The following is a 19988-nucleotide window of genomic DNA, read 5'->3' as shown; positions in this document are numbered from 1 at the left end:
TATTATAGCGCTTTCAAAAAGAAATCTTATTTTTCTAACTAATTTAATTGACGGTTTGTTTCACGGCTTAGTTTCTGACACAAGGCTTCGGATTATTCAAGGTTTCTCCACAGCCGAAACGGTTAAACTGTGATATAGTGAAGGCATCAATGTAATGAAAAGATATAGGAGTGAAGATACATGAGTGAGCAGCAAAAAACGAACGAAGCCGCCCAAACGCTTGACGGCTGGTACGCGCTTCACGATTTCCGCACAATGGACTGGACGTCATGGAAGATGTTATCCAGCGATGAGCGCCTGTCGATTATTCACGAATTTACGGGACTGCTTGAAAAATGGGGCGTCGCCCAAAAAGAAGGCAAAGGCTCGCAAACGATCTACAGCATCGTCGGACAGAAAGCTGATTTTATGCTGATGATTCTTCGCCCGACAATGGAAGAGCTGAACGAAATCGAGCTTGAATTTAACAAATCAAAGCTTGCTGAATTTACAATCCCGGCTTATTCTTACGTGTCCGTGGTTGAGCTGAGCAACTACCTCGCAAGCGGAGAAGGCGATCCGTATGAAAATCCGCATGTCCGCGCCCGCCTGTATCCTGAGCTGCCGGAAGCGAAATACGTCTGCTTCTATCCGATGGATAAAAGAAGAAGCGGCAATGACAACTGGTACATGCTTTCTATGGATGAACGCAGAAACCTGATGAGAAGCCACGGCTTGATCGGACGGAGCTATGCCGGCAAAGTCAAACAGATTATCACGGGATCTGTCGGTTTTGACGATTACGAATGGGGCGTCACGCTCTTCAGCGATGATGTGCTTCAGTTCAAAAAACTTGTATACGAAATGCGCTTTGATGAAGTCAGCGCGCGCTACGGCGAATTCGGTTCATTTTTTGTCGGAAACCGCTTGTCTCTCGACACGCTTCCGAAGTTTTTGCACGTGTAAGACCCACCCGCCTGTCCGGCGGGTTTTTTCTTTGTCAGAATTTAAATAAAATTTGCTATTTTTATCATTTTTTTTTACGATGTAAAGGAGATACCATTTTGGTAAAGGGGTGCAGACAGTTGTCAAAACGAACCGCGTTTATTATGGGAGCCAGTCAGGGGATCGGCAAAGCGATCGCTCTGAAACTGGCGGACAATGGCTTTCATACCGTCATTAATTCACGAGTTCCCGAAAATATCGAATCGGTAAAAGAAGAGATCCTCGCCAAACATCCGGATGCGGGCGTCACCGTTCTGGCCGGGGATATGTCGGACCAGAAGACAAGAGCCGGCATTTTTGAAGAGATCAGATCACAATGCGGACGGCTTGATGTATTGATCAACAACATTCCGGGCGGCTCGCCGGATACCTTTGAAAACTGCGATATAGAGGATATGACAAATACCTTTACGAATAAAACGATCGCCTATATCGACTCTATGAAAACGGCCGCAGCAATCATGAAACAGCACGAATTCGGCAGAATCATTAATATCGTCGGAAACCTATGGAAAGAACCCGGCGCCAATATGTTTACCAACAGCATGATGAACGCCGCTTTAATTAATGCCAGCAAAAACATCGCCATTCAGCTTGCGCCTTTTCACATTACTGTCAACTGTCTGAATCCCGGGTTTATCGCCACAGACCGTTATCACCAATTCGTGAAGAATGTCATGAAGCAAAACGGCATTTCTAAAGCGGAAGCGGAAGAACGGATTGCCTCAGGCGTCCCGATGAAGCGTGTCGGAACTGCGGAAGAAACCGCGGCGCTGGCTGCCTTTCTTGCCTCTGAAGAAGCCTCCTATATTACCGGACAGCAAGTATCAGCCGACGGCGGCAGCATGAAAAGCATATAATAAAAACATCCCGCTCTCAGCGGGATATTTCTTGTAATGAAGGAAAGGACAAACCGAGCTTTTGAATCCGCAGCACGAATTCCCTTAAATCACCCTGTTTTGCCACCATTGATATTCTGACATAACGCTTTCCGCCGCTGCCGAAAATCTCGCCGGGCGTCACGACAACATGGGCATGCTCCAGCAAATAGTCCGAAAACTGGTGTGAAGACTCGAATTCATTCGGAATTTCAGCCCATACATAAAATGTCCCTTTCGGTTTTTCAATGCTCCAGCCTAATTCCTTTTCACATAACGCCGTGAAAAAGTCAATCCGTTCTTTATATGTGCGCTTCAGACGCCCGGTATGCTCAGGATTTCCTGACAGCGCCGCCGCTGCCGCCTGCTGAAGACCGCCGAACATGCCGACGAAGACGTGATCCTGAAACTCATTGACCGCCTGAATGATTTTCTCATTCCCCACGGCAAATGCCATTCTCCAGCCTGCCATATTGAAGGTTTTCGAAAATGAATAAAGCTCCGCGCCGACCGTTTTCGCTTCTTTCGCCTGAAGAAAGCTGGCCGGGTTCTGATCAAATTCGAACGCGCCGTATGCAAAATCGTGAATAAGGTGGATGTCATGTTTTTTTGCAAACGCTGCCGCTTTTTCATAAAACGCCTGATCCGCAGTCGCGCCCGTCGGGTTATTCGGGTAATTCAAAAACATCAGCTTGGCTTTTTTCAGGACGGCGGGATCAATCCGCTCAAAATCCGGCAGATAGCCGTTTTCCGGATGAAGCGGCATCTCATGCAGCTCCGCTCTGGCCATTGTAATGCCCGATAAATACTCAGGGTAGCCGGGATTCGGGACTAAGGCGATATCGCCGGGATTCAGCAGGCATTGCGTCAAAACGTACAAACCAGCTTTCCCTCCGCCGAACAGCGCGACTTCTGTCTCCGGATTGACCGATACCCCGTACTCTCTCTCATAAAATTCCGCGATGGCTTCTTTCAGAAACGGATAGCCTCTGAACGGGCCGTATCCGTGATACGAAGGATTCAGCGCAGCCTCCCGCAATGTTTCAACGATATGCGGCGGTGTGGGGAGATCGGGATTCCCCTGCCCGAGGTTAATGATCTGGGCTCCCGTTTTCTCCATCTCTTTTACCTTTTGAAAAACGAGCGAAAATTCCTGTTTCGGAAGTGTCTTGATGACGTCGGACGGTATGATTTCCATCTGAAAGGCTCCTTATAAATGAATTTGCTCTGATTCGTTATTCCGTTCTGAAAAGGATTTATTGACCAGTTTTGTATGCAGAAACAGCCCGCTGACCAAAAGGACGATAAACGCCATGATGACTGCCGCGTCTACAATGTTGATCAGCATGGAACCGACGGCGATGCACAATCCGATGGAGGCCTCCGCCACCGAAAAAATCCGGCCCTGAATCTGGTTCGCCGCGTTCTCCTGAACTTTGACCTTCGCCAGCACTTCACCGTATTCCATTGCGATAAAGAAAAGAATGGCGGCAATGACTGACACGGCGAAAATCGGGGTAAACAAAAACAGCGCAAGCGAGACGATCGATAACACTGTAAAATACATCAGCCCTTTATTGTTGTTAAAGCCCCATTTGCTGACAAGAGCGGCGCCGATAAAGCCGCCGAAGCCGATACAGAACGTCAGGATGAAATTGCCGATTTCACCGTCCCCTAAAAAGCGGCTGACAATCGGGAAATAGCTGTAGACGACACCCCACAAAAGCGCCATCGTAATCATCGTGAACATGGCGTTTAACACAAAAGCATTTGTTTTGATTTCCTTCAGGCCTTCTTTAAACGACTGAAAAGCTTCTCTCACGTTTTCTGACTGAATCGGCACGTATTGAAGCTTAATGCGGCTGATGAAAAACGCGGAGACAAGATAGGTCACCCCGTTAAACGCGACGGCAAGCTCCACAGAACCGCCTAACAGAAAAAGTCCGCCGGCTGCAGCGCCGACAATAATCGAAATCGTCGTGGCTTTTGCAAACAAAGTGTTGATATTTTTAATATCCGCTTCTAAAGACGACATGACCGCGAGACGTGCCGGGTTAAAAAACACGCCGCTTCCGTAAGAAACAAACAGCAGCGCCAGAAAAAGCAGCGGATATTCGCCTTTCGGGAGAAATGTCAGCCCCAAAAAGATGACACCTCTGATCACATCCGTCCACAGCATGATTTTCACCCTGTCGAGCCGGTCCACGAGCACGCCTAAAAACGGCTGAAACACCATCGGAATACTGCGGACCGCGATGACGCCGGACGTCACCCAGTAGTCGTGATAGTATGTAGACAAAATGAGCAGAGCCGGGAGAACGCAATAGTCTCCCATAAACGAAAGCGCCTGCCCGAAAAGCAAATACTTAGAGTTCGGTTTCAGCTGTTTCATACCGGTAACGCATACTTTGCAGTCAGCTTCGCCTGCTGCTGAATTTGTTTGATTGATTCGGCCACGTCACCCGAATTGCTTCCTTTCAGCTCGAACGCCGCAATGCTGTTGAACGCTTCGAACAGCCGCAGATCCACGGATGTACCCGCCTCGGCCGCCGAGAAAGAAACGATTTCGGTGTCTCCCTTTAAGACGCCGTCGGGAATGTCAATGCTTTCAATGACGAAATCGACAGCCGTCTCAGGCAGCTGGCCGTTTTCTTTGAAATGCTGAGGATACAAGTGGCAGTCGGCAACATAGCATGGCTCCTGCTCCAATAATCCTTTCGGCAGATCGGCTTCTTTTCCGAAACAGAGAACATCCAATAACAGCTGCGCCATATCGACGCCGAAGACCTTTTTAATATTCGGAATCATGTTCCAGCCCGCAAATCGTGCCGCTGATTCAATCAGTCCGGCTTCCCGGTTTTTCATTAATTTTATTTCTGTATGTGTTGCGCAGTTTTCGAGGCCGAGTCCTTCATTCGCCTTTTTGGCTGCTTCGACGATTTTCCGCTTCGCGTCATCATCCAGGATGGACGGCGTAATATGCGATGTCTCCGTGAATCCGATTTGCGGTGTTTTATCATGAATTGCGACAGGGAAGTATTCTCCGTCGGCCATGATGCCTTCTATGCTGATATAGTCGGAATAACCGCTTGTTTCGTACCAGTCGTCATACTCGCCCTGCAAAAATTCTTCCGCGATAAACGGCGCTTCAAACGTGACCGCTTTCGGTACGTTGATCGACTTCAGGTATTCATTGACTCTGTTAAATTCGGCTTCTGCCGTTTCCCTCTCTTTGATGAGCGTCACGCCGATGGAGCTCGCCAGATATGTAGGCTTCAGAATGAGCGGCGTTCCGATTTCCTGAAGCGCGGCGCGGAAATCTTCCAGCGTCGTCACCCGTTTGTTTTTGATAGACTTGACGCCGGCCCGGTTGAAGGCGGCTCTCATTTTGTTTTTATCTCTGGCATTTTCAGCGGCCTGTACGCCCGCTCCCCGCAGGCCGAGACGTTCACACGCTTTTGCCATCGGAGCGATAAACAGTTCATTGTTGGTCGTAATGGCGTCAACCGCGAACATGCCGGCCACCTTGACGATTTCTTCGACGACTTCTTCCTCAGGTTTGTCATGATCTTCATGAGCCCAGTAAATCGAATCGGGATGCTCAAAATCAGCCAGACTCTTAAAATAGTCTTTATCTTTTATGACCGCGACCGAGTATTTTTCAATTAATGCCGCATGAGAGGCTGTAATTGCAAAAGGTCTCGGAATAAAGCTGACGAGGTTGTATTTTTCGGCTGCGCTTTTGTAAAACATATGCGGCGGGCATCCCCCAAGGTCAGCGATAACCAATACTGTTTTTCTCTCCATATGTAAACACTCCTTCTCTATTGTGCGGTGTATCCACCGTCTGCGGTGATCGCGCTTCCGGTCATATAGCTTGATAAATCCGACGCGAGAAACAGCATGACGTTCGCTATTTCTTCAGGCTTGCCGAGTCTCAGCAGCGGATTGACTTTCGCTTTTTCTTTTTTGATTTCTTCAAGCGTGCCTTCGTTGTTTTCAAGGAACGACTTTTCATTCAAAGGTGTGTCAATGATTCCCGGGCACACGCAATTGACGCGGATGTTGTGTTTGGCGTAATCGACGGCCATCGAACGCGTCAGCTGCAATACGCCGCCTTTAGAGGCGTTATATGCGGGAATGTCGGGCCATGCAACGACTCCTCCGACGGAGCACGTGTTAATGATATTGCCCTTGCCGCTTTTGAGCATATACTTGAGCGCGTGCTTGCTCATAAGAAACATGCCCGTCAGATTGACGTTGAGCACCTTGTTCCAATCGCTCAGCTCCATCTCATGAATCGGGGCGACAATTTCGATGCCGGCGTTATTGATTAACACGTCCAATCCGCCGAACTTGTCCGCCGCTGACCGGATGGCGTTTTGACATGCCGGCTCATCTGTAATATCCGTCTGCACAAAATGCAGCCTGTCATTGTTTTCTTTCCTGATCATCGTTTCTCCCTGCGCCTCATCAATATCCGCGACGACCACATTCGCCTGCTGATTCAGAAACGCCTGAACCGCGGCATAACCGATGCCTGATGCGCCCCCTGTGATGAGGACGGTTTTATCCGTCAGGTTCATGACTCTTTCGCCTCTAATTTTTTCGCTTTTGCTCTGTTATAGCGCGGAGGGAAAAAGATATTGACTGATTTTGAATCTTTTTCAAATCTGTTGATGGCGCCGTGATCTTCTCTCGGATCGCAGAAATAAGCTGTGCCGAATGTCATATCCACTTTGCAGCCTTCAATGGTCATATCATAGCCGCCGCCGATGCAGATGCCGATCTGTTCATTGCGGTGTTTATGGAACGGCATTTCTCCCCCGTTGCCCGGAATGTTGGCAAGCATGATTTCCACCCAGTCTTCCACGAAGAACGTGACTTCCATACCGGGCAATAAGTCTCTCGTTTTAAAAATATTCAAAAAATAATCTTCAGGGCTTGTGTAGGTTTCACCGGCTTTCAGGCGTTTAATATCAATGGCGATCACTTCTTGATCCGTCTCATTTCTTGCTCCGTGAGGCACATTAGGAGGCGCGATATAGGCTGATTCCAGCGCTGTCATCTTTCTTGTGACATCTCCGACAGTCATGGACAGCTCGCCGGAAACGACAAGGCCGATTTGGACTTCCTTATGCTGATGCGGTTCCACGTTTGTATGCGGCGGAACGTAAGAAAGCAGAACTTCCGTATCTCCTCTGACGGACGAATATTGTCTTACTCCGTTATCCCATTCTATTAATTTAGGCGTCGGGAAATAAAGTTCCTGCAAATCTTGTTCAGTTTTCATCATGAATCTCTCCTTTTCCGAATAATGACCAGCTCATGGGAATGCTTTTAAATGTTTTGACAAAGTGAAGGCCGTACTTTTGTCTGGCCAGCTCATTTGTCAGCGCGATGTCGGACAAACCGTCCTTCACTCTTTTCGCGGCTGCGCTCGTTGAGTTCACCAGATCAAACGTGACATCTTTACGGGTAAAATACTTAATCAAATTGATAGGAGACGGGTGGGATACGATGACAGCCTGTTCAAGCATGTCATCCGTATATTCAAAACCGGGCCGGACAGCCAGGCCGTACATCGGGGTGTCGCACCTGAAAATTTGCAGAAGCTGCAGATCCGGTCTCATGTAGAAGTGCTTAATGCCGTCATACGCGTGAGGCACAATTGTGTATTCCAGCGGACTTTGAAGCGTTTTTTCAATGCACGATTCAAATGTATCATGCAGTGATAATTTGCTGTTCACCCCTTGGAGAAGGGTAAAATTGGTGATGAAGTTTTTTGCTGCGTACTCACTGCTTGTCCCTTCAGGACCGAGCGTGTTGATCGTAATCAGTTTAGATATTGAATAAGCCTTGCTTTTCGTTTGAATGCTATTATCCAATATAATCATGAGCACCAACCAATCTGTTAAATTTTAAGTAAATATTATCCATAGACGTTCAAGCTGTCAATATTATTTGAAAATATTGATAATTATTCCTATATATTAGAAAACACCTTAAAATATAAGGTGTTAAAATTAACATTTACAAAATTATAGAAACTTTATTTTACCGATACAATGATTGGTCGGCCTGATGCTCATATTTCCCATACCTTCTGTATGCGAAAACGCTGAGGACAAAGCCGATGAGGGTGACGGCCGCACAGATAAATCCAACAGCTGCATATCCGTATCCGACATAGACCGGACCCATGACAGCAGAACCCAAGGTGACGGCCAAATTGGACGCCAGGCTGTAAAATGCCATGATTTTGCCCCGGCGGCTCTGTGAGCAATCACTTAAAATGGTGCTGAGCAAGGTCACCGTCAGGCTTTGCATCAATCCCCAGACGAATAACCCGATGACCAAAAACGGCATTGATGACGGCGCATAGGCGAGACAGGAAAGCCATATGCTGATCACGGCCAATGCCGCGATCAAAGAGCGCATTTTCCCCGCCTTATCTGCGATTTTTCCGGTGAACACGCTCATGGAAAAACCGATTCCGTACACCATGATCAGCAGCCCTGAAGCTGTATTTCCCCCCGGCAGCACGCGGTGAAGATATGTGCCGAGAAAGGAATACATGCCGTAAAAACCGATCATGTTGCAAAAAGTGATCGTGAGGTATACAGGGACACGGGGCACCTTCAGCGCATCCCGGAAAGTGCCTGCCTGCCGTCCGTTTTCCTCTTCTGTTTTATCCCCATCCGCCGTGCTGCGGCGCGCCTCAATGAAAATGAGCGAAGCAACGAGGACAGACATGAGGGCGAAAATCCAAAACGTCCACCGCCAATTTAAAACGCCGCCGATAAAAGAGCCGATCGGAACGCCGAAAATCAAAGCGAGCGACCAGCTTGACACGATCAGGCCCATCACCTTGCCGCGGTACGCATAAGGCACACGGTCGCCGACCACCGCATAAGCTGTCGGCACAAACGCACCCGCCGCAAGCCCGGAAAGCGCCCTGCCCAGAAAGAAGAAAAAGAGATTGTGCGCCAGCGCGCAGATCACCGTGCCGGCCGTAAATATAAGCAGCCCCGTCATCAGGCTGAGTTCCCGGGAATATTTATCTCCCAGCGGAACGAGAAGCGGCGCGCCGATAAAAATCATCACTCCGTAAAGACTGATGGAAAGCGCCAGCACACTGACATCCGAGCTGAAAGCCCGCGCTAAATCCGGAAGCAGCGGAGAAATCACCAGCTCTTCAGAACCGGCGGCAAATACGCCTAATGTCAAAGCAAGCGCGAGACAGATCGGAAATCGGCGTTTCGTTTCGATGTGATCGGTTTGTTTGCTCTTCATGCTCTTTGAACACCTCTTCCGTAAAACTTTTCTACCTTTTGTTGTTTTATAGTTTAGCATCCTTATGTTTCATTTTACATTTCACATGAAAACTAATTCTTATTTTTTATTTACATTCAGATTTTAAATAAAATATTTAGTTTGTATTCAATAAATGATATAAAATACGCCGTCCGGTTATGCTATAGTGATAGAATCATTTGTTAAGGTGGGGGTCATGGAATGAATAACGCTGATTCAAAGGCCGCCCGCGCAGGCCTCGGCATGGTACTGATTCTCGGAACGCTCGCTTCATTCGGGCCGCTTTCGCTCGATATGTATCTGCCCGCTTTGCCTGAAGTGGCGGCCGATCTTCATACGACAGCGTCACTTGCACAGCTGAGCCTGACGTTTTGTCTTTTGGGGCTGGCGGTCGGGCAGATCGTTGTCGGGCCGCTCAGTGATATGATCGGGCGCCGGAAGCCGCTCATTCTGTCATTGCTGCTTTATACGCTGTCTTCTTTATTATGCGCCTTCAGCCCTTCTGTTTCGTTTTTAATTGTCATGAGGTTTATTCAAGGATTCACCGGGGCGGCCGGAATCGTCATCGCACGGGCGTCCGCACGCGATATGTATTCCGGAAAAGAATTGACGGCTTTTTTCTCATTACTGATGCTCGTCAATGGGGCGGCGCCGATTTTAGCGCCGATTACAGGGGGATTTACCCTTCAGTTCGCCGGCTGGAAAATCGTATTTGTCGTGCTGGCGGTGATCGGCTGTATCATTACTGCCGCCGTGCTTACGGCGTTGCCTGAATCACTCCCGCCGGAAAAGCGGACAAGCGGCGGACTCCGGGAGACGCTGATGACGTTTCGCGGCCTGCTTGGCGACCGGATGTTTATGGGATTTGCGCTCAGCCAGGCATTTGTGATGACCGGCATGTTCGCATATATTGCCGGATCGCCGTTTGTACTGCAAAACATCTACGGCGTATCGGCGCAAATGTTCAGCCTGCTGTTCGCCGTAAACGGTGCGGGAATCATATGCGCAACCCAAATCACCGGACGGATGGCCAAAACACATGATGAACGGAAGCTGTTTGTCTCCGGGCTTTTGATCGCCGTCATCGGAAGCATCACTTTGCTTTTATCACTTGCGTTTGGTTTAGGCCTGACGGCGGTCTGCATTTCTTTATTCATCATTGTTTCTTCTGTCGGGATCGTCACGACGACAGGGTTTTCTCTGGCTATGCAGAAACAGGAGAAGGGCGCGGGAAGCGCTGCGGCTCTTCTCGGACTCCTGCCCTTTATCGGCGGTGCGGCTGCCGCTCCCCTTGTCGGGATTGCCGGAGAAGAAAATGCCTGGCCGATGGCCGTCAGCATTTTCGGTTTTGAGTTCTTTGCCGTTCTATCCTATGTGCTGTCGGCCAAACGAAAAACAAAGTAAAGCCCGCCGCTTTTTGCGGAGGGCTTTTTTTCTTATCCGGCAGCGCCTTTTTCCGAAGAAGCCTGCTCACGCTTCAGGCGTTTTTTAATACCGAAGTGATAATACGCGTAACAGATGATCATCAGCGGGACGCCGCAGTACAGACCGATACGCTGGTCGGGGATAAAGATGAGACTGATTAAAATAAGACCGTAAACCGAAAATCCGAGAATCGGCACGATCGGATAAAGAGGCGTTTTAAATGCCAGGTCTTTCAGGTTTCCTCCTTCAGCGAGAAAGCGCCTCCGGAAAACGAATTGTGAAGCGCAGATTGACATCCACGCGACGACCGTAATCATACCGGAGATGGAAATGAGCCACACATACACCGTTTCAGCCGCGAATACACTTGTCAGCAGGGATAAACCGGAGATAGCGATGGTGATGGAAAGAGCTTTCAGAGGCACGCCTTTTTTCGTCAGTTTCGTTAAGGAAGCGGGGCCCATCTTAGTTTTTGATAGGGACCACATCATTCTGGACGAAGCGTACAGCCCGGAATTCGCCACCGACAGCATGGCGGTCAGAATGACAAAGTTCATGATATCAGCCGCATAGGGAACGCCGATTTTATCCAGCACAGCCACAAACGGGCTTTCGATGACGCCTGCCGTTTGGTACGGCAAAATGGACACGAGAACAAACATCGCCAGCACGAAGAAAAACAGCGTCCGCCATATGACGTTTCGGATTGAGCGGGGAAGCGTCTTTTCCGGATTTTCGCTTTCTCCCGAGGCGATTCCGACCAGCTCGGTGCCCTGGAATGAAAAATTCACCATGACAAGGGTAAACAGCACGGCTTGGGCGCCGTTCGGGAAAAGCCCTTTGTCCGTCGTAAAGTTTGACAGATACGGAGCCGTCTGCCCGCCGTTAAAACCGACAAAGCCGAAAACCGCAGCGCAGCCGAGAATAATAAACAATACAATGGCCATGACCTTAATGCTGGAAAACCAAAATTCCATTTCCGCAAAACTCCGCGCAGACAGCGCGTTAATGGAAAAAATGACGACGCCGAATACAAGGCACCACACCCAAATCGGAACGGCCGGAAACCACCGCTGCATTAAAATTCCCGCCGACGTCAGTTCAAGCCCCACTGTATTGGCCCAGCTGAATGCGTACATCCATCCGATCGTAAAACCCGTCGACGGCCCGAGAAACTTTGCGGCATACGCCTGAAATGATCCTGCGACCGGCATGGCGACCGCGAGCTCCCCCAAACAAAGCATCACCAGATACATTAAAAATCCGCCGATCACATAAGCCAATATCGCGCCGATCGGTCCCGCTTCACTGATCGTAAAACCGGAGCCCAGAAAAAGCCCCGTCCCGATCACGCCGCCGAGGGCGATCATAAACAAATGCCGGCCCTTCATCGTGCGCTGCAATTCAGTTTGATTGGTATCTCCCTGCATATACATCCCCCTTATTCCGTTATGTCAGCCATTTGTGCGTATGTCTAATCGGTAGCTGTGCAAAAGGTGCATTGTCGTCTGCTGAATGAGTTCCGGCAGCACATGGAATGTGTACGGCTTGTACACGCGTTCCGTCCATTTATGGCCGTCCTTTCCGTATACCCCTATATTGACCGACGGAATATTCAATTCCCTGATTTCTTTAAAAGGAATCGTCCCGATGACATCCCAGCCCGGAAAATTATCGGTAAAGGCGGAGACCTCCTCGTCTGTTTCATGCAGCGATAAAAAGCTTCCGTCCGCTAAATAAGGGAAAAACTTTTTAAAGACGAATGTTTCTCCGGTTGATGCCGCTGTTTTATCGACCGCTTCTTGAATGACATGCTGCAAAAGCCGGTCCCGTGTGCTTTCTTCCTTCAGATAATTGTGCGGAAGGTAAGGCGGCGCATAGAAAATAATGACCTTGGCTCCCTGCTCAGGATCGAGTTTTTGCAGTTCCTCGACGGCTTTAAAGCATCTCATCCGCAGTTCAAGATGTTCATATGTTTGAAATGCCTGCCCGATACACTGTGCCGGGTCTATCCCGCGGCTTCTCAGCCTTTTCAGGTAATCTTCCAGACTGTACACTTGAACGTTCCATGACATCTCTTTTTTCGGCAGGCTCGTTCTCCCACAGTATTCGTCGTAATAATCAGATAATTTTTGTTCTGTCTCTTTGCAGGCTTCGTCAGCCACGGCGGTCAGCTGATCCATGACTTCTTTGGCGGTTTTCTCGTAAATAAAATAATTAAAATAGACATAGCTGCTGACGGCGGTCTGCACGTTATACGCTTCCTTGTTGTCACGCTGGTAGAGGCAGGTCGGCGGAAGCACAAGCTCCCCTTCAATGTTTTCCGCCATATGAATATTGTTGTGAATTCTTCTGGTGATTTCTGACGCGATCAAATTCGGATCGATGCCGGACAGCGTATCACCGACATGCACCTCCCGCCCGTAAATCGCAAAGCAAGGCAAAAGCTTTCCTGCCGCGCCCGTGTAGATGTACCTTGTCGTGTCACCCTCATACAGCGGGGTGATAAAATCGTTATTAATCGCTGCTAAATAACGAAGCTGCTTTTCTTGTTTCAGCCGTTTTAATTCAGAAATGCTGGTTAAAATGCCGGAATGCTGGCTTTCTTCATCGGGGTTTGCCATGAACAGAATATGGCCCGGCAGCTGATCGCGCCGTTCAGAAAAGTGAAGCAGATTGGCGAGATGAACGGCAATACCGCTCTGCATATCAACCGAACCCCTTCCGAACATCCACTCGCCTGAGCGGGCGTCCCGCTGCACATCCCGATCAAATTCATAGTTTGAGAAATACTCCGCGAGACGGTCGGAATCAAAAGCGATATCTTTTAAAGGGCCGAAATCCTCGATGCCGACCGTATCAAGATGAGCGTGATAAATGACCGTATTCAGGCTTTCGCCGTTTCCCTCAATAAATGCGAAAATATTTTTGCGGCCGTAAGGGTCCTCAGGAATCGCCTGCTCCCACACATGTGACGGATTCTCCTGAAAGTAGGGAAAGCTCTTGATCATATCTTTGATATAGTCGGCTTTTTTTCCTTCTCCCAATGTGCCGTTGATGCTGTTTAACGCCACCAGTGATTTCGTAATGGCTTCTATTTTCTCCTCCGGAAGCATTTTGCTGAGCTGCTGATACATATTCCATCCTCCTTACCCTCATATAGAGAAAATAGCGCGACTCTCTTTTTCATCGCGCTATTTCCGAAAGATTAATAGGCTTCAGACGTTGTTTTTGCCTGCATATGAAGAATCAGATAGTCAGGTCCTCCTGCTTTTGAATCGGTTCCTGACATATTGAAGCCCCCGAACGGCTGGTATCCGACAATCGCTCCCGTACATCCGCGGTTGAAGTATAGATTCCCGACGTGAAAATCTTCGCGGGCGCGTTCAATGTGCGCGCGGGTTTTCGATAACAGAGCGCCCGTCAGTCCGTAATCGGTATTATTGGCAATCTCAAGCATATGGTCGAAATCACGGGCTTTTGAGATCGCGACGACCGGCCCGAAAATTTCCTCCTGCATCAGGCGGGCGTTTTCATCAACATCCGCAAAAATGGTCGGCTGAATAAAGTATCCTTTTGAATCATCACCTTCGCCTCCCGTCAGGAGTTTTCCTTCTGTTTTGCCGATTTCGATATAACTCATGACTTTATTATAAGATGCTTCGTGGATGACTGGCCCCATGTATGTATCAAAATCTTCCGGACTTCCGACGGTGAGTGATTTTGTTAAAGCGACGGCTTTTTCAACAACTTCATCATAAACGTCCTGATGGATGACCGCACGGGAACCGGCTGAACATTTTTGGCCTGAGAATCCGAAGGCGGAATACACGATTGAGGAAGCGGCAAGATCAAGATCAGCATCTCTGTCTACAAGCACCGTATCTTTCCCTCCCATTTCGGCAATGACCCGTTTCAGCCACTTTTGGCCCGGCTGTACTTTTGCGGCGCGTTCATAGATGCGGCATCCGACCGCGCGGGAACCTGTAAACGACACAAATCTCGTCTTCGGGTGCTCAACCAGATAGTCGCCGATTTCTCCTCCGTCGCCCGGTATGAATTGGAGCACGCCGTCCGGCAGGCCCGCTTCTTTCATCACTTCAACGAATTTCGCCGCCACGACAGGCGCCGCATCCGCCGGTTTCAGCAGTATCGTGTTGCCTGTTACGATGGCTGCCGCCGCCGTTCCCGCCATAATCGCAAGTGGGAAGTTGAATGGAGAAATGACGATTCCCACCCCAAGCGGCTCATAGTGATACTGATTATATTCTCCGTCACGGCTCTTTACAGGAGAACCGTCTTTCAGTTTCAGCATCTGACGGGCATAATACTCTAAAAAGTCGATCGCTTCCGCCGTATCAGCATCCGCTTCCTTCCACGGTTTTCCCGCTTCTTTCACTAGATACGCGGAGAATTCGTGCTTTCTTCTGCGGATGATCGCCGCCGCTTTAAACAGCACATTCGCGCGGTGTTCCGGCCGTACTTTTTTCCATGTTTGAAATGCCTGCAGCGCAGCCTGCATGGCCTTTTCCGCAAGTTCTTTTCCGGCGGCCGATACAGAACCGATCACTTCTTTTTTATCTGCCGGATTGACGGAAATGATCTTTTTATCCGTTTCAATCGCTTCACCGTTGATGATAAGCGGATAATGCTTGCCGAGCTGTGAATTCACATAAGCCAGCGCTTCCTGAAACGATTGTTTATTTGTCTCTTCCTGAAAATTTGTAAATGGTTCGTGTGCGTATGAAACTGTCATTAGAATTCCTCCCCGTATTTTGTAATGTGTGCTCACGCTTTATGAAGATGCAAGAAGCATACCAGCATAGCAATTTGTGATAAAAACAAGAAAATTTTTGCCGAAAGCGGACGAAGCTTGTCCGAATCTGTCAGCTGTAATCTGAAAACGCAAAGAAATTTTGCGATCCGCTATATAACTGATGCAAAATCTCTTTGCGGATAACACTTATACCCAGCCGCGGAACCGGGCCGCTTCAGCCGACTTTCTGATGCCCGTCATATAGGCGGCTAAACGCATATCGACTTTGTGGGTATGCGCTGTCTGATAAATGGATTCAAACGAATTCACCATGACGCTGCGCAGTTTTCCGGCGACTTCCTCCTCAGACCAGTAAAAACCTTGATTATTTTGCACCCATTCAAAATAAGACACCGTCACGCCGCCGGCGCTTGCCAAAATATCCGGCACGAGAAGCACGCCTCTTTCATTCAGAATTTTCGTGGCGTCTATCGTTGTCGGGCCGTTTGCCGCCTCCACAATGATTGAGGCTTTAATGTGATGGGCGTTTTCAGCCGTAATCTGATTGGAGATTGCGGCGGGCACGAGAATATCACAGTCCTTTTCCAGCAGCTCCCTGTTCGTTATGACATCCGAGAAGAGATTCGTCACCGTGCCGAAGCTGTCCCGCTTATCCAGCAGGTAATCAATGTCAAGGCCGTCAGGGTCATACAAAGCGCCGTGGGCGTCTGAGATGCCGATCACCTTGGCACCGGCGTCATGCATAAATTTAGCGAGAAAGCTCCCCGCATTTCCGAACCCCTGAATGATGATCCGCGCATTTTCCAATGGAATCCCTTTTTTCTTAACGGCTTCCTCAATACAAATCGTGACGCCTTGCGCGGTCGCCGTCTCCCGCCCCTGTGAACCGCCGAGAACGATCGGTTTGCCCGTAATGAATCCCGGCGAATCAAATTCTCTCAGGCGGCTGTACTCGTCCATCATCCATGCCATAATCTGCGAGTTGGTATATACGTCGGGAGCCGGAATATCCTTTGTCGGACCGACGATCTGGCTGATCGCACGCACATATCCGCGGCTCAGCCGTTCCAGCTCTCCGAATGACATCGTCCGCGGATCACAGATGATGCCGCCTTTTCCGCCCCCGTAAGGAAGATTTGTGATGCCGCATTTTAAAGTCATCCAGATGGAAAGCGCCTTAACCTCTTCTTCACTGACTTCCGGATGAAACCGCACGCCCCCTTTTGTCGGGCCGACTGCGTCATTATGCTGTGAGCGGTAGCCCGTGAAAACCTGTACTGAGCCATTGTCCATTTTGACAGGGATGCGGACGGTCAAAAGCCGCATCGGCTCTTTCATCAGTTCATACATATTGTCAGGGTACCCCAGTTTTCGCAGGGCCTCTTTTATGATCGATTGTGTTGACAAGAACAAATTAAGAACTTCTTTTTCTTCATCTTTCTGATTGCTTTTAGAAATCGGGTTGGCTGACATGTTTTATCACCTCATCGTATTTTACGTGTAAGCTTCAATTACCGGCAGAACAAAATGTAAGCGCTTTTACACCAAAACCCATCAATCCCTTTCACATTGTCGTTACGCCCTTTTTATATGCAAGATTCATGCCAGGTTTTTTGCGCATAAAAAAAAGAGGCTGTTGTCAGCCTCTTTCATCCTGGATTAACGCGGGTCAATAACCAGCTTTGTTTCGGCATAAAGACTGCCGGCCCCCAAACCGTTTACGTAATCGCCTTTAATTGTATACGCGCCCGCGCGCGGAAGGTTTTTACGCACCAGGACGAGATTGTATTCAGACGCGCCCAATAAGTCAAGGGTAAGCGGAAGTCTGACCGTTTTTCCGTAGTTGAGAATTTGCGTTTCTTTCAGTGTTCTTCCGTTTACAGAGTCCCTCACAGTGGCGTTGAACCCGTCAGGAAATTGAAATTCAACGGCGCCGACGGCAAGCAGCGCATTCGGCTTGTATGTGACTTCAATATCAGACGTCGCGTATTCTTTCGTACTATTGACGGTTTTCGCTTCAATAACGGCAGATTGGGCGTTCGCATGAAAAGATGGCAAGAACACAGATGAAAATACTGCAGCACTGATGAGAAAGGCCGAAAATGATTTTCTTTTTAACATCATGAATTCCTCCAGATCATATGGGATTCAGAGCGTCCTCTGCCGGAAAAGCGTGTCTGATGGTTCCATTCGCGAATTGGGTTTCTCTTTTCCTGAGAATAATCTACCACCTTTATCCATGGAAGTAAATTATTTTTTGGAATATTCTATCATTTATTTTTCACGAGATGAATCAGCACAAAAAACGAAGACATCCGCTGTCTTCGTCTTGTGCGCTATCGGTGAGCCGTCTGCCAGTCAAATCCGATGGTTTCATCATTCCACGGGATTCTTTTTTCGTCAGGCTGATCCGGATTGTAGGACATTGTCGTGAAATAAATAATGGTCAGCGGGGTTTCGCCAAGCACTCTGTACCCGTGTGCGACGCCTTTGGGAATGAGAAGGAGCATCGGATTGTCTTCTCCCATGTAGTAGACATCCGTTTCTCCCTTGGTTGCAGACTCTTCGCGAAGGTCATGCAGCACGACCTGGGCGTGGCCCGTCGGAAAAAACCATAGGTCATCCTGTTTCTCATGATAGTGAAACGCTTTAATGACGCCGGGATAGCTTTTGGACCAGGAAGCCTGCCCGAAACGCTCTAAGAGATGTTCATCGTCACGGACGAGTTCTGAGAAAAAACCCCGGTCATCGCTGTGTTTGATCAGCTTTTTGATCTTTACGCCTTCGATCACTTGCACTGTCCCTCCCTTTGTAAATAATCATGCAGCGCTTCCCGCCAATGCCTCATGCCGAGCCCCTGCCGTTCAATCGACTCAAGACTCAACACCGAGTAAGCGGGGCGCGGCGTCTCATTTCCGTATTCCTCCGTCGTGACGGGCAGCACGGCGGCGGTTCTGCCGCTTTCTTCAAAAATAGCCTTGGCAAATTCATACCAGCTGCACACTCCGCTGTTTGCGGCGTGGTATAAGCCCGGCGGCCTGTCAAACAGACCGATCACCGTTTCGGCTAAATCTTTTGTATACGTCGGCGCTCCGACTTGATCGTTAACGACACGAACCTGATCATGTGTATCCGCAAGCTTCAGCATCGTATTGACAAAGTTGTGCCCGCCGCTGCCGTACACCCACGATGTTCTGATAATGGTGTGGTTTTTCCCCGTTAACCGGATCAGTTCTTCGCCGAGTTTTTTGCTTTTTCCGTAAATCGTGCCCGGATCTGCGGGATCATCGGTCTGGTATGGCCGTGTTCCTTTGCCGCTGAAGACGTAATCGGTGCTGATGTGAATGAATTTCGCGCCGGTGTTTTCAGCCTCAAGCGCGGCATAATAAGCGCCGATTCCGTTTATTAAATACGCTTTGTCGAGCTCCGTTTCACATTTGTCAACGGAGGTGTATGCCGCCGTATTGACGACGATATCCGGCTTGTAATGGCTGAACGAGTGCCGTACCGAACGCTGGTCGGATATGTTCATCATCGCTTTTGTCAAGGCGATCACTTCATACCCTTCCCGCTTCAGCTGGCGGCATAACTCCCGCCCCAGCTGGCCGGCCGCTCCGGTTACTAATACCTTCGTCAATCGGATCCCCTTCTTTCCGATTAGTCTTGGCTGTCTGTATACCAGCGAATGGTTCTTCTCATTCCTTCTTCAAATGTGACGTCCTGCCGCCATCCCAGCTCATTTTTCAGCTTTGAAGCATTGATGGCGTAACGGCGGTCATGCCCTTTTCTGTCTTCGACATGAGCAAACCGCTCCTCGACACCGAGCTCCTTCATGATAAATGACGCAAGCTCTTTATTCGTCCGTTCATTTCCTCCGCCGATATTGTAAATGTCACCGAGTGTTCCTTTTTCCAGCACGAGCTTAATGGCGCGGCAATGATCTTCGGCAAACAGCCAGTCTCTGATCTGCATCCCGTCGCCGTACAGCGGAACCGGCGTGCCGTTTACGGCATGCCTGATAATGGTCGGAATCATTTTCTCGTGATGCTGGTACGGCCCGTAATTGTTGCTGCATCTTGTAATGATGGCAGGAAGCTTATGGGTTCTCACGTAAGACATGACGAGCAGGTCTGAGCTTGCCTTGCTGGCCGAATACGGATTGTTCGGAGAAAGCGGCGTCGTCTCCGTAAAAGCTGGATCATCCGGCGCCAAATCTCCGTACACCTCATCTGTGGAAATGTGAATCAGCCTGCCGGCTTTTCCCTGTAACACCGCGTCCGCCAGTCGGTATGTGCCCATCACATTTGTTGTGATAAACGGCTCTGCCTGATTTATGCTTCTGTCCACATGGGATTCAGCCGCAAAATGAATGACAGCGTCATACATTTGGGAAAAGACTTTGTCAATGTCCTCTTTTTCAGAAATGTCACCTTTGATAAAACGGAAACGGCCGTTCTTTTTTAAGGCTTCTATTTCAAGCGGCCTGCTTGCATACGTGAGATTATCCAGGACGGTAATCTGCGCGTCCGTTTCTTTCAGCATCATCTTTGTAAAGGTAAGGCCGATAAATCCGGCGCCCCCTGTAATTAAATATGATTTTGGCATGA

18 protein-coding genes are annotated in these 19988 nt (G+C 49.0%); 3 read left to right on the top strand and 15 right to left on the bottom strand.

All coding sequences use genetic code 11. From position 1 onward, the window contains the following. Nucleotides 1-180 precede the first annotated feature (180 nt). Both hemQ and SB24_RS11260 read left to right on the top strand, forming a co-directional pair. Entirely contained in the window at nucleotides 181-945 is a 765-nt protein-coding gene (hemQ, locus tag SB24_RS11265) for a hydrogen peroxide-dependent heme synthase (protein ID WP_003151011.1), read from the top strand. A 119-nt stretch (nucleotides 946-1064) separates the two neighbouring features. Further along, nucleotides 1065-1844: an NADPH-dependent reductase BacG gene (locus SB24_RS11260; protein WP_007407669.1), complete on the top strand. Its 780-nt coding sequence runs from the start codon at nucleotides 1065-1067 to the stop codon at nucleotides 1842-1844. A gap of 16 nt (nucleotides 1845-1860) precedes the next feature. Here SB24_RS11260 and SB24_RS11255 read toward each other — a convergent pair whose 3' ends face one another. The 7 genes from SB24_RS11255 to SB24_RS11225 all read right to left on the bottom strand — a co-directional run bounded on the left by SB24_RS11255 (nucleotide 1861) and on the right by SB24_RS11225 (nucleotide 9158). Next, nucleotides 1861-3060 carry a transaminase BacF gene (locus tag SB24_RS11255; protein WP_039253428.1) on the bottom strand — a complete coding sequence of 400 codons (1200 nt, stop codon included), beginning with the start codon at nucleotides 3058-3060 and terminating at the stop codon, nucleotides 1861-1863. A 12-nt stretch (nucleotides 3061-3072) separates the two neighbouring features. Then, a complete protein-coding gene (locus SB24_RS11250) occupies nucleotides 3073-4254 on the bottom strand; it encodes a bacilysin exporter BacE (RefSeq protein WP_007407671.1) in 1182 nt (393 codons plus the stop codon). Further along, nucleotides 4251-5669, bottom strand: a complete 1419-nt coding sequence (locus tag SB24_RS11245; protein ID WP_007407672.1) for an alanine--anticapsin ligase — start codon at nucleotides 5667-5669, stop codon at nucleotides 4251-4253. The genes SB24_RS11250 and SB24_RS11245 overlap by 4 nt, the downstream gene beginning before the upstream one ends. 17 nt (nucleotides 5670-5686) lie before the next feature. Beyond that, on the bottom strand, nucleotides 5687-6448 hold the full coding sequence (bacC, locus tag SB24_RS11240; RefSeq protein ID WP_039253426.1) for a dihydroanticapsin 7-dehydrogenase: 762 nt from the start codon (nucleotides 6446-6448) through the stop codon (nucleotides 5687-5689). Further along, nucleotides 6445-7155: a 3-((4R)-4-hydroxycyclohexa-1,5-dien-1-yl)-2-oxopropanoate isomerase gene (locus SB24_RS11235; protein WP_003151000.1), complete on the bottom strand. Its 711-nt coding sequence runs from the start codon at nucleotides 7153-7155 to the stop codon at nucleotides 6445-6447. The genes bacC and SB24_RS11235 overlap by 4 nt, the downstream gene beginning before the upstream one ends. Further along, the gene (locus tag SB24_RS11230; protein ID WP_032875842.1) at nucleotides 7145-7759 is read right to left on the bottom strand and encodes a bacilysin biosynthesis protein BacA; all 615 of its coding nucleotides are present in this window, start codon (nucleotides 7757-7759) and stop codon (nucleotides 7145-7147) included. Before SB24_RS11230 ends, SB24_RS11235 begins: the two co-directional genes overlap by 11 nt. 160 nt (nucleotides 7760-7919) lie before the next feature. Further along, the gene (locus SB24_RS11225; protein WP_039253420.1) at nucleotides 7920-9158 is read right to left on the bottom strand and encodes an MFS transporter; all 1239 of its coding nucleotides are present in this window, start codon (nucleotides 9156-9158) and stop codon (nucleotides 7920-7922) included. 222 nt (nucleotides 9159-9380) lie between these two features. Here SB24_RS11225 and SB24_RS11220 point away from each other — a divergent pair, with 222 nt between their 5' ends. Further along, nucleotides 9381-10583, top strand: a complete 1203-nt coding sequence (locus SB24_RS11220) for a multidrug effflux MFS transporter (protein WP_039253417.1) — start codon at nucleotides 9381-9383, stop codon at nucleotides 10581-10583. Nucleotides 10584-10615: 32 nt separating this feature from the next. On the opposite strand, the gene SB24_RS11215 is transcribed toward SB24_RS11220, so the two are convergent. From SB24_RS11215 to rfbB, 8 genes are all read right to left on the bottom strand, one after another. Next, on the bottom strand, nucleotides 10616-12034 hold the full coding sequence (locus tag SB24_RS11215) for an amino acid permease (protein ID WP_039063798.1): 1419 nt from the start codon (nucleotides 12032-12034) through the stop codon (nucleotides 10616-10618). Between the two features lie 24 nt (nucleotides 12035-12058). Then, entirely contained in the window at nucleotides 12059-13741 is a 1683-nt protein-coding gene (locus tag SB24_RS11210; RefSeq protein WP_039253414.1) for a M20 family metallopeptidase, read from the bottom strand. 71 nt (nucleotides 13742-13812) lie between these two features. Further along, the gene (gene pruA / locus SB24_RS11205) at nucleotides 13813-15360 is read right to left on the bottom strand and encodes an L-glutamate gamma-semialdehyde dehydrogenase (RefSeq protein ID WP_003150992.1); all 1548 of its coding nucleotides are present in this window, start codon (nucleotides 15358-15360) and stop codon (nucleotides 13813-13815) included. A 207-nt stretch (nucleotides 15361-15567) separates the two neighbouring features. After that, complete coding sequence (locus SB24_RS11200; RefSeq protein ID WP_007407680.1) at nucleotides 15568-16854, bottom strand: Glu/Leu/Phe/Val family dehydrogenase; 1287 nt, start codon at nucleotides 16852-16854, stop codon at nucleotides 15568-15570. A 186-nt stretch (nucleotides 16855-17040) separates the two neighbouring features. Beyond that, nucleotides 17041-17502, bottom strand: coding sequence for a biofilm surface layer hydrophobin BslB (gene bslB, locus SB24_RS11195; RefSeq protein ID WP_022537147.1), 462 nt, complete (start codon nucleotides 17500-17502; stop codon nucleotides 17041-17043). Between the two features lie 215 nt (nucleotides 17503-17717). Continuing rightward, nucleotides 17718-18173, bottom strand: coding sequence for a dTDP-4-dehydrorhamnose 3,5-epimerase family protein (locus SB24_RS11190; RefSeq protein ID WP_033574365.1), 456 nt, complete (start codon nucleotides 18171-18173; stop codon nucleotides 17718-17720). Then, nucleotides 18170-19018, bottom strand: coding sequence for a dTDP-4-dehydrorhamnose reductase (gene rfbD / locus SB24_RS11185; RefSeq protein ID WP_015418465.1), 849 nt, complete (start codon nucleotides 19016-19018; stop codon nucleotides 18170-18172). Before rfbD ends, SB24_RS11190 begins: the two co-directional genes overlap by 4 nt. Before the next feature lie 20 nt (nucleotides 19019-19038). Continuing rightward, nucleotides 19039-19986 (bottom strand): dTDP-glucose 4,6-dehydratase, encoded by a 948-nt coding sequence (gene rfbB, locus SB24_RS11180; protein WP_007407684.1) that lies wholly within the window; start codon nucleotides 19984-19986, stop codon nucleotides 19039-19041. Nucleotides 19987-19988 lie beyond the last annotated feature (2 nt).

The organism is Bacillus sp. Pc3, from assembly GCF_000815145.1.
GTDB lineage: Bacteria > Bacillota > Bacilli > Bacillales > Bacillaceae > Bacillus > Bacillus velezensis.
Note: the sequence above shows the minus strand (reverse complement) of the source record. Positions and strands in the feature narration are given on the sequence as shown.